Source organism: Pokkaliibacter sp. CJK22405 (genome assembly GCF_046614695.1).
Lineage (GTDB): Bacteria > Pseudomonadota > Gammaproteobacteria > Pseudomonadales > Balneatricaceae > Pokkaliibacter.
The window spans coordinates 41,553-57,304 of the sequence record NZ_JBKKHQ010000010.1 but is presented as its reverse complement, the minus strand read 5'-3'; the positions used below and the strand labels follow the sequence as shown (position 1 = coordinate 57,304).

Sequence of the window (15,752 nt, the reverse complement as noted above, 5' to 3'; positions counted from 1 at the left end):
GATTTAAAGTCGTTTGCGATATGGCAGAGCTTCAATAGGTTGGATTTGTCCTCGATTGACGCTCCAAAGCAACAAATGACTCCTTGGGGTGGGTCTAAGCTCCTGAAGGCAGCAACACCTTGATATAGATGCAAGAAAGCCCGACGTTAGCCGGGCTTTCTGTGTAACTGCATTTTTTAACAAGTGTTAACGAGCCAGCTAGCGCGACTCCTCCGTCGAGGAAGGCATGGCTGTTTTTGAAGCATCATCCGTCTTTAGTACCCTGGTTTTCACCTCGGGGGCCAACACGCCATCTTCGGTTGTTTGCGTACTCGCTGTTGTCTCAGGAGGTGTCGTGGAAGTCTCTGAGGCTGTTGTTTTGTCTGATTCAGGTTCGGGCGCTGCCTGCACTTCAACCTTGGGAGCCTCAGTTAGGTCTGCCGCTGAGTTCGCGGTTTCTGTGGCTACGGGTGCTTTGCTCTCTGCGGGTTTCTCCTTTGGCTCAGCTTTAATCGATGGCGCTTTTTCAGTTGTTGCTGAGTCGATAGCGGGCGTTGATACAGACGCGGTGTCTGCCTGAACAGTAGAGCCTGTGTCAGGTATTTCCTGCATGTGCCAGGCACCCATGGCGTTCTGGCACAGGCGAAGGTGGTCAATGCGACGCACCGTAGGGGTCTTGATGCCATATTCCAGTAACTGGCAGCGAATATTCAGATTGACCGCAGTTTCAAGAATGTCACCTTGCTGCAGCTCAAAGGCACTGCGCTGGGTTTTCGTGAGAGGGCCGCCAAGGCTATTAAGGTCAGTTTCGGAGCCTGACATCGGGTAATACATGCGCTGGGCAAAGTCTGCGGACACATAGCCGAGAAGCACTCCCTGACGGCTGACGGCCAGCCAGTTATCGGATGTTTCCCCTAGCACATCAAAGCTGGTGCCCATACGTAGTGTGGAGATAACTTTTGAGTCCAGCGAAGGCGCGGTGCGCAAGTTAACGCCTTCAGCGGACTTAACCCAGTAGGGCATGTTGTCCATCATCAGTGAGCTGACGGGCTGAATACTTTTCACGTAGCGAAGGGTGGCGGTGGCCGGATAGCTTTTATCCAACAGATGCTCAATCGAAATGCTGGCGGTTTTACGGGCATTCTGCCAGTAAGCAGGTTTGTTCTGCGTCAGAACCTGCAGCGTTTTAAGCGACAGGGAATAGTGATCTGCAAAACTGCTCTGGCCCAGAATCTCACCCAGCCGGCCTTTCTGGTAGTCCGCATTGAGAAGGTTCAGAGTCAGCTCTGCGGTCTGGCCATAGGTGCTACCGAGCACAAAAGGCGCGAACTCTGGCGCTGTATCTGCGACATCCGGATAGTTCTGACGACGCAATGTCGAGAGGCCGGTTTCTTCATCATGATTGACGAGATCGGCGTTGTTGGCGTCACCGGTCGGTTTGGGAGGGTTCGCCTTACACCCGGCCAGTACCAGACTGAGTAACACCACCCCTGCGATCGATATCCCCGAGACCGAACCCTTGAGCATGCTGTATTCCTGTCATTGTTATTACTGCTTGCGGCCGATATGCGCGACTGCCGCCGTGAGGCCTTCTTCCAGAACCCGCCTCAATGAAGTGGCGACAGGGTAGAGTAATGTGTCATGCCGCTCAAGTTGGCCTGATAAAGAGGCTTGGGTAACGTTTGAAATTCTAACTTTTGCCGGTTTCGTAATGGCGACGGTCAGGATTCCTATGGCGACAAGCTAACGGTGTGCTGACCCATCCATGGCAGCCGCTGTTAAACCCTGTTAAGGCATCTATAGGTAGCGCTTTTCAGCGACTGGTTCCCGCGCTGAGCCGAGGTCGACGGGCTGATTGGAAAAGCTGAGATCAGTCATGATTGTGCTAAGATGGCGCCCTTTGAGAGTTGCCCATTATTCGGGCTGGGATTTCAGCGCACTGCAACGAGGCGCATGCCATGTATAAACACGTCGCTCTGTTGGGCGTTATTACTTTGCTGGCGGGGTGTAACCTCAAGTCAGATATGCTGTCAGGCTTTCCGGGGCAGTCTTCCTCGACCTCAACCGCTGTAGCCGGTACGTCTGGCACTACTGCCGCGCCAGAGGATCACTGGACTCCTTCCTCGCCCATTAAACCTGTACTTAATGATCCGGCGACACTGTCCCTGACTCAGCAGGGCTGGTTGCCATTGGCAGTGGGTAATCGCTGGACTTATTCCGTGACCAATCCCGCCCGGGTGGCCACCGCACAGGTTGATGCCATTCAGGTGATTGAAGGGACTCCTTGGTATCGCTATACCTTTGATGGCCATATCCACTGGCTGACTCAGGATGATGACCGCCTGCTTGAAGCGGTGGATTATTACGATCAGTCGGCGATTACAGAAGTGAATCCACGTACTCAGGAGTTCCTGCGCCCGGTTGCTTCTGATCGTCAGCGCTATGTTACTGAGGGCGGCTTTATGCAGGCGGAACGCTGCTCCCAACCGGTGAAGGTGGGCGCTGGCAGCTTTGATTGTGTCAGCTACAGCTTGCAGGTGACTCCTCAGGAAGTGCGTGATGATGACTATGCCCGCAATGTCGGACTGATTCGTCGTCAGCTGATGACCGCCAGTGGTGGCGTCACAACCTTTAGTCTGGATGCTTTTACCCCGGCTAAACGTTAAGGACTGTTATGAGTATTGAACAATCGCTGGACGCTGAACTGGCAACCAATGATCCAGAGCTGCTGCGCCACAAGATCAATCTGGAAACCGCATCACTGGCCTGGAAAGAAGTCGAACGCTTTTTTGCCACTGGCCATTTGATTCGGGTCGCTTCGGGTGTCGATTTGGTGGATGTCGCTCTGGCCATGAGCCAGGACGATGCTGCCACGTTAAAAGGCTGGATGGACGCCAAGGTGGTGGAAGCCTTGCCGGACAGTGAAGCCGCGCAATGGGCCGAGAGTAATGCAGAACTCTGGGCTGTGGTTGTGAAACCCTGGGTATTGGTGCAGTTCAAGGGTGAGTGATTCCCGTTTTTCCCTGTCTGCTGCACAAGCCATTCCGGTAAATCTTGGTTTGGTTTTGCCCATGAGTTGCATTGATATCAGCGCGATTCGGGCCCAGGGGGCGGGCGGTCAGCACGTCAATAAAACGTCCACGGCGATCTACCTTCGGGCCAATCTGCATCATGCGGGTTGGCCTGAGTTCGCCCTCGAACGTGTTCTCAAGTACGCCGATGAGCGTATCACTGCGGATGGCATCGTTCATATTAAGGCGCAGCGTTTTCGAAGTCAGGCCATGAACCGGGAAGATGCCTTGGAGCGACTTCAGGAGTTGATGAGTCAGGCTTTGTACAAGCCCCCCGTTCGTCGGGCGACACGTCCAAGCAACAGCCAGAAGCGCAAACGACTGGATAATAAAAAGCGTCGAAGTGATACCAAGGCCATGCGAGGACGGGTGCGCTAGTCGTTGTTTTTCGCTTCATTTTTTCGATTTTTCTGCTACGTCGCCTGAGTCTTTGTCCTTGATTGGCTTGCAATTTTGTTCCCGCCGGTCATATATGTTGCATAACCGCCTTGCCAAATTACCTGCCATTTAAGCCGTATCGAAATACTGATGCGTGCGCTGTGAGGTAATCACTGGCTGAGTTTATGACGATATGAAAGGAGGGTGCCGTGCATCATGAGGTTTTTATCCATCCCGGTTTGGGAGACTCTGACAAGGCCCACTGGCAAAGTCGCTGGCTGGACATTTATCCTGACTGGGTGCGAGTAAAACAGCAGGACTGGGATCATCCCAAGCGTGATGTCTGGGTACAGCAGCTGGATGCCAGCCTGCCTGAGGATGCCTCGGATACCATTGTTGTGGCCCATAGTCTGGGCTGCCTGACGCTGGCCCATTGGGCTGTCACCATTGGTAGGCCGCTGCGGGGCGCACTCCTGGTGGCTTTACCAGATCCTGAATTACCGGCGCTTAAACGTATTGCACCGGACTTTTCCCCATTACCTCATAGCCTTTTACCCTTCCCGACCACTATCATCGCCAGCCAGAACGATCCTTGGGGCGATATGGCGTTTGCCAATGAAATGGCACTGGCCTGGGGCAGCAGTTTTGTGGATCTGGGTGAGGCGGGTCATATCAATGGCGAAAGTGGCTTGGGCGACTGGCCGGAAGGTATGAACTACCTCAACGATTTGCTCAACCACAGCGCGCCCTGATCGTTGTTATTCAATCTTCGGATGCGCAGGAGCTTTCCGTGTCTCAGCCATTTACCCTGGTATTTGCCGCCTTCAGCGGTACAGGTAAAACCACGTTGCTTGAGCAAGTGGTTGGCCATCTGGCGCAAGCGAACTATCGGGTGGGGGTGATCAAGCACTCCCACCATGACCTGGAACTGGATAAACCCGGCAAGGACAGCTATCGCCTGCGCAAGGCCGGAGCGGTTCAGGGTATTCTGGTCACCCCTCAACGCTCTGTTGTTTTTCATGAACAGCCTTTTGCGGATAATGATCTTCGCTCCCAGCTGGCGCTCCTTAATACTGCGCAGTTGGACATGGTACTGGTGGAGGGTTACCGCTACAGCGACTGGCCCAAGATCGAACTGCACCGCACAGAGCTTGGTCATCCTTTCCTGTTTGTCTCTGACCCTGCGGTGATAGCGCTGGCCTGGAATTGCCAGAGTGATGAAATCACTTTGCCGCAGCTCGATATCAACGATGCTGCCAGTATTGCCCGTTTTGTTGAAAAGCAGTACGCCGACTACCAGAAAGCACAGAGTCAGCCTTAAAGGTACTATCTGTCCGGGGTCGGTGATGTTGACCCCGTTATGCGCACGCACTGAGAAGAATTGATGAGCACCCACACGCAAACCACGCCGAATCGCCTTATCGACAACTTTGGTCGACAGGTGGATTACGTCCGGCTGTCAGTCACGGATCGGTGTGATTTTCGCTGTGTCTATTGTATGAACGAAGACACAACCTTTCTTAAGCGTGAGCAGATCCTGAGTCTTGAAGAGATTTATGAAGTCGCCCGACAGTTTGTCAGTCTGGGCGTCAAACGCATCCGGCTGACGGGCGGAGAACCGCTGGTTCGCCCCAATGTGATGTGGCTGATCCGCCAGATCGGCGCCCTCGAGGGGCTGGATGAACTCACCATGACCACCAATGGCTCCCAGCTCACGCGCTTTGCCAAAGAAATGAAAGAAGCGGGAGTCAGGCGCCTCAATGTCAGTCTGGATACCCTGCAACCCGCACGTTTTGAAGAGATGACCCGCCGTGACAAGCTCTCACAGGTGCTGGAAGGTATTGATGCTGCCTGTGCTGCAGGCTTTGAGCGCATCAAACTCAACACCGTGGTACAAAGCGGCAGAAATGATGATGAGCTGGAAGCGCTCCTTGATTATGCCCGGGATCGAAAAATCGATATCAGCTACATCGAAGAGATGCCTCTGGGTGAAGTGCGCACAAGGGATCTGGCGCACACCTATCTTGGTAATGATGCGCTGCTGGAACGCTTGCAGGAGCGTTACACCCTGATTCCTTCCGCTGAAGCGACGGGCGGGCCTTCTCGCTATTACCGCATCCCGGAGGAAGCCACCCGTGTGGGCTTTATTTCACCCCATAGCCACAACTTCTGCTCTACCTGCAATCGTGTGCGCGTGACGGTGGAAGGCCGATTGCTGCTGTGTCTGGGTAATGAACACTCGATGGATCTTAAGGCGATTCTGCGTCGCTATCCCGGTGAGCCGGAGAAACTGCGTCAGGCGCTGCTTGATTCCATGGCGCTCAAGCCCGAGCGGCATCATTTTTCCCTTACGGAAGAACCCCAGGTACTGCGCTTTATGAATATGACCGGGGGCTGACCCCGGTTTTCGTTTTTGCCGGGCGCGCCTGTCAGGCTTGGGCTTTACGCCGTTTTCAGGCGAACTTGCGCAATACTATTCCATCGGCGGCGGGTGTGGTTTATCCGCATGCTGGCGCTGATGTTCTCTGAATTGATAACCGTTCAAATTAAGGCAGGGGTTACTTCATGTCTGCGTCAAAAGAATTTACGCCGCTGTCCATCGCGGTTCTGACGGTCTCTGATACGCGCACCGAAGCCAACGACACCTCGGGCGATGCGCTGGTGGCCGCGCTGGAAGAGGCGGGACATCAGCTCGCGACCCGAACCATCGTTAAGGATGATGTGTACCAGTTGCGTGCCGTGGTTTCCCAATGGATTGCCGATGCCGGTATTCACGCGGTATTGCTGACCGGCGGCACCGGCTTCACTGCGCGAGACTCCACCCCGGAGGCGATGGCGCCTTTGTTTGACAAGCACATTGAGGGCTTTGGTGAGTTGTTTCGCCAGATTTCCTTTGATGAGATCGGCACGTCGACGATTCAGTCCCGGGCATTGGCCGGTGTGGCTAACCGCACGCTGATATTTTGCGTTCCTGGTTCGACCGGCGCCTGCAAAACCGCATGGAATCGTATCATTCGTGAGCAACTGGACAGCCGTCATCGTCCCTGTAATTTTGTTGAAATGGTCAAACCGACTCATTAATCACGAGGAGTGAACTGCGTGAGTGATCCCTGCGTTCGCCAACCGCTGAAAAGTCTGGATGAAGTGCTGGATATCCTGCTTGCCGAAGCGCAGCCGGTAACGCCAGTGAAACGTGTCAGTCTGCCGCAGGCATTAGGCCACGTGCTGGCTCATGATGTGATGAGCCCCTGCGATGTTCCCCCTGCCGATAACAGCGCAATGGATGGCTATGCGGTGCGGATTGCCGATATTGCTGAGGGAAAATCCTTACTCGTTTCCGCACGTATTCCCGCTGGTAGTGCGCCTGAAGCACTTAAACCAGGCAGCGTGGCGCGCATCTTTACCGGCGCGGAAATTCCCGCAGGAGCGGATGCCGTCATCATGCAGGAAGATGCCAGCGTTAATCCTGATACGGGTGAAGTGCGCTTTGCGGATGCTGCACTCAAGGCCGGACAGCATATTCGTCGGCAGGGGCAAGACATCACCCATGGCTCCCGTTTGTTCGAAGTGGGCGAGCGCCTGGGGGCTACGCATCTTGGCGTGCTGGCTTCTGTTGGTATTACTGAAGTGGATGTTTTTGCCCAGCTGAAAGTGGCGATTTTTTCGACGGGCGACGAGCTCAGGATGCCTGGAGAGCCGCTTGGCGCCGGGCAGATTTATAACTCCAATGCCTTCATGCTGGAGGGCTTGCTGCGCACACTCGGCTGTGAGGTGGTGAATCTGGGGATTATTCCTGATCAGTTGGAAGCCACCGTCGAGGCGCTTAAACATGCCAGAGCATCGGCAGATGTGATCATGACCACTGGTGGTGTTTCGGTGGGAGAGGAGGATCATGTCAAAGCAGCAGTAGAGTCTCTAGGCGAGCTGCTGATGTGGCGTCTGGCGATCAAGCCGGGTAAACCTTTTGCCTATGGCAAGGTCGGCAGTACGCCCTTTATCGGCTTGCCGGGTAATCCCGCGTCAGCGCTGGTGACCTTTGCATTATTGGCACGGCCCTTTCTGCATCGCTCTATGGGGCAGTTTAAGGTGGCCAGCCCGCGTTATCAGGTCACCTCGGGTTTTGAGGTTGCCAAAGCGGGTAAGCGGACCGAGTTTGTTCGCGTCAGTCTTCGTCTTGTTGATGGTGAGCTAACAGTGGTGCCTGCAGGTGGGCAAAGCTCAGGCATTCTCTCCGCGGTTGCCCGAGCTGATGGTCTGGCTGAAGTGCCCGCAGGGTCGACGCTAAGCAAAGGGCAGAAGGTCGCCTATTTGCCGTTTCATGGTGTGCTGGACTAAGCGCTGTCCTTCGAATTTTTTAGTTGTGGAATCTGTTTCTCATGTCTGAATTTACTCATCTCGATGCACAGGGCCATGCCCGCATGGTGGATGTTACCCATAAAGATGAAACTGCCCGCGAGGCGGTCGCGCAGGCCAGTGTGGTGATGTCTGCGGCCTGTATGCAGATGCTGGTTGATGGGCAACACCCCAAAGGAGATGTGTTTGCCGTCGCACGCATTGCCGGCATTCAGGCAGCTAAACGTACCTGGGAACTTATTCCCCTGTGTCATCCGTTGATGCTCACATCCGTGAAGGTCGAGCTTCAGGCGCACCCTGAGCGTAACGAAGTGGTGATCCAGGCGCGTGCCAAGCTGGCCGGTAAAACCGGTGTGGAAATGGAAGCGCTCACCGCAGCCAGTGTTGCCGCGCTGACGCTCTATGACATGTGCAAGGCCGTGGACAAAGGTATGGTGATTAAAGAGGTCAAGTTGCTGGAGAAGCTCGGTGGCAAATCCGGCCACTGGCAAGCTGAGCAGGGAGCCTGAGATGCTGAAAGTATTGTTTTTTGCCAGTCTGCGTGAGCGTATCGGCCTTGATGATCTTGAGTGGCCGTACCAGTCAGGGCTGGATGTGCAAGGGCTGCTTGAGCAGCTACAGGGTCAGGGTCAGCCCTGGCATGATGTGCTGGCCTCACCCAGTCTGCTCGCCGCGGTGAATCAGGAAATGGCTGCACGCAGCAAAACCCTGACCGATGGCGATGAAGTCGCCTTCTTTCCCCCCGTTTCCGGAGGCTGACCATGAGTGTCTGGGTTGGCGAAAGCACTATCGATCAGCAGGCGCTGCTGGCGTCCTGGTATGAGAGCGATGCTGGCGATACCGGCGCTATCGTAACGTTTTCCGGGCTGGTGCGTGACTTTAGCGAGCGCAGTGGCGTTCAGGCGCTGGTGCTGGAACATTATCCCGGGATGACCGAGAAGGTACTGCATGACCTCGAAGAGGAAGCCTGCAGCCGCTGGGCGCTTCAGCGTGTGGTGATTGCCCATCGGGTAGGGCGCATGACCGCTGGTGAAGTGATTGTGCTGGTCGCGGTCGCTTCTGCTCATCGTAAAGACGCCTTTGCTGCTTGCGAGTGGCTGATGGACATCCTCAAGACCCGCGCTCCCTTCTGGAAGAAGGAAGAAACCGCCGAAGGCAGCCACTGGGTAGAGCAGAGACAGTCCGATATCGAGCGCGAAGAACGTTGGTCAGCCAAGACAAATGCGTAAATTTTTGTAAAATGGCCCCTTGGTTGGTTTAACCGGCGGCGGTTCTTGGTTACCGTTGGCGCAGAATTCGAGTTATCTCTGCTCATGTTGGGGAAAGGAAAAGTGATCCAGAAGGCCTCTGTTATGAAGCCAGCAGCCGTTGTGGTTGTGGCCCTAAGTTTATCCGCATGCAATCTGATGCGACCACAGCAACCGGATGTGAAACCCCCCGCGGTTGCCGAGAAGAGCGAAGCGGTCAAGCCAGAAGCGCAGCCGATGGCCAAGCAGGATAACAACGTTGTAATGGCCGCACCGGATGCAACGCCGGTGGCTGAAGCCCAGCTAAGCCAACAGCAGGCAGCTTCTGAAAAAGTCGCGGCCCCCGGTGCAACTTCCACTGCAGCAGCGCAGCAGACAGGTGCTGCCAGCACCACACAGAAAGCCTCGATTGAAGACAGTTATCAGTCACTGCTGAAAACCATCGATGGCTGGAAAACCGCCTGGTCTGCCCAGAATGCAGATAACTACCTGAGCTACTACGCTACTGATTTCACCCCCGCCGACGGTGAAAGTCTGGATGCCTGGAAAAATGGCCGCCGCTCCGCCCTGGCACGTCCAAGCTGGATCAAAATTGAACTGGGTGAGCCTCAGGTCGCCATTGTCGATAGCCACGCTATAGTACGTTTTGATCAGCACTATCAGGCTAACAACTACGAAGACAAAGTAGTGAAAGAGCTGGAGATGGTGAAGGAAAACGGCGAGTGGAAGATCAAAAAAGAAGATTCGCTGTAAGATAAAACGCTTTCACAGTATTGAGTAAAGCGAGTAAGAGCCCCGGCAATGTTGCGATATTGCCGGGGCTTTTTTATGACGTCAGCTAAGCAGTGCCTCTGTCTTTGGTCAGACGGAAGGTTTTATCTTCACCATCAATGACGTGTTCATGCTCCAGCTCCAGATGTGGATCAGGATACATAAAAAGCGTGAAGGCGTGTCCCGGTAAGGCTCCGACTTTCCGGACTCGTTATGGTGCCGGAGTCTCTACCCGCCAGTGTTTAATGGGCCAGAATATACAGATCCTTGGAGTAGATCATGTCTTCGGGATTCTCATCGGCATAACCACCGACCCAGGGTTTAACCAGTCTGGCGGTGACGTACTGATAGAGCGGCGCAATCGGCGCATCACGGGCGATCAGGTTTTCTGCTTTTTGGTAGAAGCTGTTTCTGACAGTCGGTTCGGCTTCGCGTTGTGCATGTTCCAGCAAGGCATCATAGGCAGGGTTATGGTATCCACTGTGATTGGCACCATGAGTGGACGTGAGTAGCCCCAGCATGCTTGAGGCTTCGTTGTAGTCACCAATCCAGCCAGCCCGGGCGACATCAAAGTCACCATGGCGCGTGCTTTCGAGAAAACTTTTCCATTCTTCGTTGACCAGTTCGGTCTGGACGCCAAGTTCCTTTTTCCACATGGACGCCACCGCCAGAGCAATCTTCTTGTGGTTATCACCGGTGTTATAGAGAAGCTTCAGGCTGAGTGGCTTTTCTGCACTGATACCGGCTTCTTGCAGCAGCTTGCGTGCCTCATCCACCCGTCGCTCATAAGGCATTGCAGCCCAGGCCGGCTTATGAGGCGTGAAGCCCGCGATGTTATTCGGCGTCAGGGTATAAGCCGGAATCTGTCCCTGACCGAGAACCCTGTCGCTGATAATACGGCGGTTAATGGCAAGGTTGAGTGCCTGCCGCACCCGGGCATCATTCAGCGGAGGATGACGGGTATTGAATTCATAGAAATAGGTGGCGATACGCCCGGTAATGTGGACCTGATCCGGCGTTTCGCGTTTGAGACTTTTAAAGTGCTCGATGGGAATAGCGCCGACACCCAGGTCGATTTCACCGGCTTTGTACCTGGCCAGCGCCGCGTTTTCAGAGGATACCGGCAGATACTGCACTTCATTCAGATGCGTATGGGCGTTATCCCAGTAATAGGGGTTGCGACCAAGAATAATGCGCTCATTGACGGTCCAGCTCATCAGACGAAAGGCACCGTTGCTTACCATGTGACTGGGCTGCGTCCAGTCGTTGCCCCAATGCTTGATGACATCACGCGGCACCGGCATGAGGGTGGCGTGAGGCAGCATGCGCAGAAAGTAGGGAATGGCGGTGTTAAGTTTGACTTCCAGCGTGAGGTTATCCAGCGCTTTAACCCCCAGCAGATCCGGCGGCATTTCTCCACGGCTGATTGGGCCTGCATTGAGGATAGAGGCGCTTTCCAGATACCAGGCGTAAGGCGAGGCCGTGGCAGGATCCACGGCGCGGCGCCAGGAATAGACAAAATCCTGTGCGGTTACCGGTTGGTTGTTGCTCCAGCGTGCATCCCCGCGCAAATCAAAACGGTAGGTTTTGCCGCCATCCAGCACCGTCCAGTGCTCCGCGACGCCGGGAATAATATTGCCTTTGGCATCCTGAATGACCAGACCTTCAAAAAGGTCCCGGGTGAGATTGGCTTCGGGGGTGCCTTCTGCCAGCTGTGGGTCCAGCGTTGCCGGTTCAGCACCGTTGTTGCGCGTCAGCATCTGGCGCTCAGCCAGTTGGGTTCCTGCGGGTAGAGCCTTGGGATCTGACAGCCGGGACTCTTGCACTGATGCCCCAGAGGCGTCTGCCCCATTTGCTGTGGCTGTGGCTGTGGCAGTTGCCAGCGCACCAAACGGCAGGCTACTCAGCAATACGCTGACAAGCGCGTATCGCAGGGATCGGTGTCGTAATGCGCGCCGGAATAAAATTGAGGTCACTGTTTATTTCACATCCATTGAATCTTCGTGCCTTCCTGGCCGAATTGGGCGCAACGAGAAGGCGGCCAGAGTGTAGACCATGACCGCCCATCTTGCTGCCCAAGTTTTTATCAAATCGTTATTGCCTGTCCTTCACACCAAAGTACAAGCCACCTGATGTCGCTCTTCGCCGCGCAGAAGCGGCTTGTTTTCGGCACAGGAGGGCTTGGCCAGCGGACAGCGGGTTCGGAACACGCACCCTGAGGGTGGGCTGATGGGCGAGGGCAAATCACCTTCCAGCAACTGGATCTCTTTATTGCGTTCGACATCCGGATCGGGAACAGGCACCGCAGACATGAGTGCTTTGGTGTACGGATGACGAGGTGCCGCATACAGCTCTTTACCGTGACCAAGCTCCACCTGATTGCCCAGATACATCACCATGACGCGATCACTGATGTGTTTCACCACAGACAGGTCATGGGCAATAAAGATCAGGGACAGCCCCATTTCTTTTTGCAGGGACTTAAGCAGGTTCACCACCTGAGCCTGAATGGACACATCCAGTGCGGAAACCGGCTCATCACAGATCACCAGTTTGGGTTCAACAATCAGGGCACGAGCAATACCGATGCGCTGGCACTGGCCGCCGGAAAACTCATGGGGATAGCGGTTGATGACGTTGGGCAGCAGACCGACTTTAAGCATCATGGCCTTGACCTTGTCCGTCACTTCCTTGCGGGTCAGCTTCGGGTAAAAGGTTTTCAGCGGCTCGGCAATAATATCGCCAATGGTCATACGTGGGTTCAGGGAGGCCAGCGGGTCCTGAAAGATCATCTGGATGTCTTTACGAATCTCGCGCCAGCCGTTGTTATCCAGACCAATCAGCTCTTTGCCTTGCCACTGGATACTGCCGCCACGGGATTTGACCAGTCCGATAATGGCGCGGGCAAAGGTAGATTTGCCACAACCGGATTCACCGACGACACCCAGCGTTTCGCCCGGCATCAGATCAAGGCTGACATCATTCACGGCTTGCAGCGCCTGAGTTTTCGCCCAGGGCCAGATGCCGCCGCTATGGATATCAAAGTGCACCTTGAGATCACGGATTTTCAGAATAGGTTCGCTCATGCGCTTAGCTCCTCGGGTAGCCAGTGACAGGCACGCTGACGTTGATCCTGACTGAGCAGTGCAGGCTCTTCACGACGACAGATCTCCATCACGTGGGGGCAGCGCTCCTGGAAGGGACAGCCGGTGGGGAGTTTGAGCAGATTGGGCGGATTGCCGGGAATAGTGGGCAATGCCTCAGCGTTATCAGCATCCAGGCGTGGGATGGCAGACAGCAAGCCCTGGGTGTAGGGGTGAGTCGGCTGATAGAAAATCTGGCTGGCGGTGCCGTATTCCATCGTCCTGCCTGCGTACATCACCAGCACCTTGTCGCACACCCCGGCGACCACGCCGAGATCATGGGTAATCATGATAATCGCAGTATTAAAGTCCCGTTTTAGCTCACCCAGAAGGGTCATGATTTGCGCCTGCACTGTGACATCCAGCGCCGTGGTGGGTTCATCAGCGATCAGCAACTTGGGACGACAAAGCAAGGCCATGGCGATCATCACACGCTGGCGCATCCCGCCGGAAAACTCATGGGGGAACATCTTCATGCGCTTGCGGGCTTCGGGCATTTTTACCGCATCGAGCATACGCACGGATTCCTCAAAGGCTTCCTTGCGGCTCATGCCCTTGTGCAGCTTCAATACTTCCATCAATTGCTCACCGACCCGCAGGTAGGGGTTCAGCGAGGTCATGGGGTCCTGAAAGATCATGGCGATTTTTTCTGCGCGGATCTTGTTCAGGGCTTTCTCGTTAAGGCCAAGAATTGACTGACCTTCAAAGATGGCTTCACCTCGAACGATACCGTTCTTGGCCAGCAAGCCCATCAGAGAGAAGGCTGTCTGGCTTTTGCCAGAGCCGGACTCGCCGACAATGCCCAGAGTTTCGCCCGATTCCAACGCAAAATTCAGTTTATTGACCGCAGTCACTTCGCCTTCAGGGGTGGCGAAGTGCACTTCCAGGTCTTTTACCGTTAACAGACTCATCGTGTTGTGTACTCCTTACCGGTGGCGTGCTCAGCGATCTTTTGGATCAAGGGCGTCACGCAGACCGTCACCCAGAAAGTTAAAGCAGAAGAGGGTGGTGACCAGAAAACCTGCGGGGAACAGCAGCTGCCAGGGCGCGACGTCCATGGTTTTGGAGCCTTCATTGAGAAGAGCGCCCCAACTGGTCATCGGTTCCTGCACTCCCAGACCGAGGTAACTGAGGAAGGATTCAAACAAAATCATGCTGGGCACCAGCAAGGTGGCATAGACCACGACGATACCCAGCACATTCGGCACGATATGCCGAAGGATAATCGTGCGAGTGCTGACGCCACAGACATGAGCCGCCTCGATGAACTCTTTGCTTTTAAGGCTCAGCGTCTGACCGCGAACGATCCTTGCCATATCGAGCCAGGACACAGCGCCGATGGCGATAAAAATCAGCAGAATATTCCTGCCAAAGAAGGTCACCAGCAGGATGACAAAGAACATGAAAGGAAAGGAGTTAAGAATCTCCAGTGTACGCATCATGACCGAGTCGACACGACCGCCGATGTAACCCGCGGTGGCGCCGTACAATGTGCCAATTACAATGGCGACCAAGGCACCCAGAACACCCACCATCAGGGAGATCTGACCTCCCACCAGTGTTCTTACGAACAGGTCGCGACCCAGAGAGTCAGTACCAAAATAGTGGCCGTTATCGGTCGCCGGAGGCATCTGCATGTTGCTCCAGTCGACATCATCGTAGGTGTAGTCCGCCAGAGAACTGCCGAACAGGCACAGAATGATGATGATGCTGAGGAGAATCAGGCTGGTCATAGCCGCCTTGTTGCGCATAAAGCGGCGGCGCGCATCCTGCCAGAGACTGCGACCTTCCACTTCCTCGGGAGAGTGCAGCTGCTCGGCGAATTGACTGACCGCCTGACTGTTTTGCTGTTTGCTTAGCATAAAGTGAACTCAGTAGCGGATCTTGGGGTCGATATAGGCGTAGAGAATATCGACGATGGCATTGAAGGCGATGGTCAGCGCACCGATCAGCACGGTAATACCGAGAACCATGGAGTAGTCGCGGTTGAGAGAACCGTTCACAAACAACTGACCAATGCCGGGCAGACCAAAAATGGTTTCAATGACGACGGAGCCGGTGATGATGCCGACGAATGCCGGGCCAAGATATGAAATAACCGGCAAGAGTGCAGGACGCAGGGCATGGCGCCAGATGATGTAGCGTGATGGCAGGCCCTTGGCACGTGCGGTGCGGATAAAATTGGAATGCATGATCTCAATCATGCTGCCACGCATGATGCGGGCGATGGAGGAAACATAATGCGCGGCCATCGCTATCACCGGCAGAATCAGAAACATCCATTTACCGCCTTGCCAGCCACCGGCAGGCAGCCATTGATAATGCACAGCAAAGATCAGCACTAGTAATGGGGCCAGCACAAAGCTCGGGATGACCACCCCTGTCATCGCCAGCGACATCACGCCGTAATCCAGCCAGGTATTTTGCTTGAGTGCGGCGATGATACCGAACAGCACACCAAGAATGACGGCGGTAAGGAAGGCCCACAGGCCGATTTCGGCCGACACAGGGAAGCTCTGGCTCACCAGTTCGTTAACAGTGAAATCCTTGTATTTGAAAGACGGGCCAAGATCGCCCTGAACCAGATTGCCAAGATAGTGGAAGTACTGAACATAAAGTGGCTGATCCAGGCCGTATTTGGCCTCGATATTGGCCATGATTTCCGGCGGCAGGTTACGCTCGCCAGTGAAAGGACTACCGGGGGCCGCATGCATCAGCACGAAGGACACGGTAATCAGAATGAGCAGGGTTGGAATGGATTCCAACAGGCGTTTAAGCACAAAGCGAATCATCGGTATTTTACCTGAAGT

The 15,752-nt window shown here is 54.8% G+C and carries 18 protein-coding genes; 12 read left to right on the top strand and 6 right to left on the bottom strand.

The window, feature by feature from the left end; translation table 11 throughout:
- Nucleotides 1-198: 198 nt before the first annotated feature.
- The gene (locus ACKC9G_RS06700) at nt 199-1,506 is read right to left on the bottom strand and encodes an SH3 domain-containing protein (RefSeq protein ID WP_411404165.1); all 1,308 of its coding nucleotides are present in this window, start codon (nt 1,504-1,506) and stop codon (nt 199-201) included.
- Between the two features lie 431 nt (nt 1,507-1,937).
- On the opposite strand from ACKC9G_RS06700, the gene ACKC9G_RS06695 reads away from it, so the two are divergent.
- The 12 genes from ACKC9G_RS06695 (at nt 1,938) to ACKC9G_RS06640 (ending at nt 9,781) form a co-directional block, all read left to right on the top strand.
- Entirely contained in the window at nt 1,938-2,645 is a 708-nt protein-coding gene (locus ACKC9G_RS06695; RefSeq protein ID WP_411404164.1) for a hypothetical protein, read from the top strand.
- A gap of 8 nt (nt 2,646-2,653) precedes the next feature.
- On the top strand, nt 2,654-2,989 hold the full coding sequence (locus ACKC9G_RS06690; RefSeq protein ID WP_411404163.1) for a DUF2288 domain-containing protein: 336 nt from the start codon (nt 2,654-2,656) through the stop codon (nt 2,987-2,989).
- Nucleotides 2,982-3,428, top strand: a complete 447-nt coding sequence (gene arfB, locus ACKC9G_RS06685) for an alternative ribosome rescue aminoacyl-tRNA hydrolase ArfB (RefSeq protein ID WP_411404162.1) — start codon at nt 2,982-2,984, stop codon at nt 3,426-3,428. Before ACKC9G_RS06690 ends, arfB begins: the two co-directional genes overlap by 8 nt.
- Nucleotides 3,429-3,637: 209 nt before the next feature.
- Nucleotides 3,638-4,180: an RBBP9/YdeN family alpha/beta hydrolase gene (locus ACKC9G_RS06680; protein ID WP_411404161.1), complete on the top strand. Its 543-nt coding sequence runs from the start codon at nt 3,638-3,640 to the stop codon at nt 4,178-4,180.
- A 38-nt stretch (nt 4,181-4,218) separates the two neighbouring features.
- Complete coding sequence (gene mobB, locus ACKC9G_RS06675) at nt 4,219-4,749, top strand: molybdopterin-guanine dinucleotide biosynthesis protein B (RefSeq protein ID WP_411404160.1); 531 nt, start codon at nt 4,219-4,221, stop codon at nt 4,747-4,749.
- Between the two features lie 63 nt (nt 4,750-4,812).
- Nucleotides 4,813-5,826: a GTP 3',8-cyclase MoaA gene (gene moaA, locus ACKC9G_RS06670; RefSeq protein WP_411404159.1), complete on the top strand. Its 1,014-nt coding sequence runs from the start codon at nt 4,813-4,815 to the stop codon at nt 5,824-5,826.
- A gap of 167 nt (nt 5,827-5,993) precedes the next feature.
- On the top strand, nt 5,994-6,509 hold the full coding sequence (moaB, locus tag ACKC9G_RS06665; protein ID WP_411404158.1) for a molybdenum cofactor biosynthesis protein B: 516 nt from the start codon (nt 5,994-5,996) through the stop codon (nt 6,507-6,509).
- An 18-nt stretch (nt 6,510-6,527) separates the two neighbouring features.
- The gene (gene glp, locus ACKC9G_RS06660) at nt 6,528-7,763 is read left to right on the top strand and encodes a gephyrin-like molybdotransferase Glp (RefSeq protein ID WP_411404157.1); all 1,236 of its coding nucleotides are present in this window, start codon (nt 6,528-6,530) and stop codon (nt 7,761-7,763) included.
- A gap of 41 nt (nt 7,764-7,804) precedes the next feature.
- Nucleotides 7,805-8,290, top strand: a complete 486-nt coding sequence (gene moaC / locus ACKC9G_RS06655; protein ID WP_411404156.1) for a cyclic pyranopterin monophosphate synthase MoaC — start codon at nt 7,805-7,807, stop codon at nt 8,288-8,290.
- A 1-nt stretch (nt 8,291) separates the two neighbouring features.
- On the top strand, nt 8,292-8,540 hold the full coding sequence (gene moaD, locus ACKC9G_RS06650; protein WP_411404155.1) for a molybdopterin converting factor subunit 1: 249 nt from the start codon (nt 8,292-8,294) through the stop codon (nt 8,538-8,540).
- Nucleotides 8,541-8,542: 2 nt separating this feature from the next.
- A complete protein-coding gene (locus tag ACKC9G_RS06645; protein WP_411404154.1) occupies nt 8,543-9,010 on the top strand; it encodes a molybdenum cofactor biosynthesis protein MoaE in 468 nt (155 codons plus the stop codon).
- Nucleotides 9,011-9,208: 198 nt separating this feature from the next.
- Nucleotides 9,209-9,781 carry a nuclear transport factor 2 family protein gene (locus ACKC9G_RS06640; RefSeq protein ID WP_411404153.1) on the top strand — a complete coding sequence of 191 codons (573 nt, stop codon included), beginning with the start codon at nt 9,209-9,211 and terminating at the stop codon, nt 9,779-9,781.
- Nucleotides 9,782-10,041: 260 nt separating this feature from the next.
- Here ACKC9G_RS06640 and ACKC9G_RS06635 read toward each other — a convergent pair whose 3' ends face one another.
- The 5 genes from ACKC9G_RS06635 to oppB form a co-directional block, all read right to left on the bottom strand.
- A complete protein-coding gene (locus ACKC9G_RS06635; protein WP_411404152.1) occupies nt 10,042-11,625 on the bottom strand; it encodes an ABC transporter substrate-binding protein in 1,584 nt (527 codons plus the stop codon).
- Nucleotides 11,626-11,907: 282 nt separating this feature from the next.
- The gene (gene oppF / locus ACKC9G_RS06630; RefSeq protein ID WP_411404151.1) at nt 11,908-12,885 is read right to left on the bottom strand and encodes a murein tripeptide/oligopeptide ABC transporter ATP binding protein OppF; all 978 of its coding nucleotides are present in this window, start codon (nt 12,883-12,885) and stop codon (nt 11,908-11,910) included.
- Nucleotides 12,882-13,853 (bottom strand): oligopeptide ABC transporter ATP-binding protein OppD, encoded by a 972-nt coding sequence (oppD, locus tag ACKC9G_RS06625; protein ID WP_411404150.1) that lies wholly within the window; start codon nt 13,851-13,853, stop codon nt 12,882-12,884. The genes oppF and oppD overlap by 4 nt, the downstream gene beginning before the upstream one ends.
- A gap of 30 nt (nt 13,854-13,883) precedes the next feature.
- A complete protein-coding gene (gene oppC, locus ACKC9G_RS06620; RefSeq protein WP_411404149.1) occupies nt 13,884-14,804 on the bottom strand; it encodes an oligopeptide ABC transporter permease OppC in 921 nt (306 codons plus the stop codon).
- A 9-nt stretch (nt 14,805-14,813) separates the two neighbouring features.
- Nucleotides 14,814-15,734: an oligopeptide ABC transporter permease OppB gene (gene oppB, locus ACKC9G_RS06615; RefSeq protein ID WP_411404148.1), complete on the bottom strand. Its 921-nt coding sequence runs from the start codon at nt 15,732-15,734 to the stop codon at nt 14,814-14,816.
- Nucleotides 15,735-15,752 lie beyond the last annotated feature (18 nt).

Bases quoted from the DNA above. Each gene is read 5' to 3' on its own strand.
- ACKC9G_RS06700 (WP_411404165.1), bottom strand. From the start codon at position 1,506: ATGCTCAAGGGTTCGGTCTCGGGGATATCGATCGCAGGGGTGGTGTTA.
- ACKC9G_RS06695 (WP_411404164.1), top strand. From the start codon at position 1,938: ATGTATAAACACGTCGCTCTGTTGGGCGTTATTACTTTGCTGGCGGGG.
- ACKC9G_RS06690 (WP_411404163.1), top strand. From the start codon at position 2,654: ATGAGTATTGAACAATCGCTGGACGCTGAACTGGCAACCAATGATCCA.
- moaA (WP_411404159.1), top strand. From the start codon at position 4,813: ATGAGCACCCACACGCAAACCACGCCGAATCGCCTTATCGACAACTTT.
- moaB (WP_411404158.1), top strand. From the start codon at position 5,994: ATGTCTGCGTCAAAAGAATTTACGCCGCTGTCCATCGCGGTTCTGACG.
- moaC (WP_411404156.1), top strand. From the start codon at position 7,805: ATGTCTGAATTTACTCATCTCGATGCACAGGGCCATGCCCGCATGGTG.
- moaD (WP_411404155.1), top strand. From the start codon at position 8,292: ATGCTGAAAGTATTGTTTTTTGCCAGTCTGCGTGAGCGTATCGGCCTT.
- ACKC9G_RS06645 (WP_411404154.1), top strand. From the start codon at position 8,543: ATGAGTGTCTGGGTTGGCGAAAGCACTATCGATCAGCAGGCGCTGCTG.
- oppF (WP_411404151.1), bottom strand. From the start codon at position 12,885: ATGAGCGAACCTATTCTGAAAATCCGTGATCTCAAGGTGCACTTTGAT.
- oppD (WP_411404150.1), bottom strand. From the start codon at position 13,853: ATGAGTCTGTTAACGGTAAAAGACCTGGAAGTGCACTTCGCCACCCCT.
- oppC (WP_411404149.1), bottom strand. From the start codon at position 14,804: ATGCTAAGCAAACAGCAAAACAGTCAGGCGGTCAGTCAATTCGCCGAG.
- oppB (WP_411404148.1), bottom strand. From the start codon at position 15,734: ATGATTCGCTTTGTGCTTAAACGCCTGTTGGAATCCATTCCAACCCTG.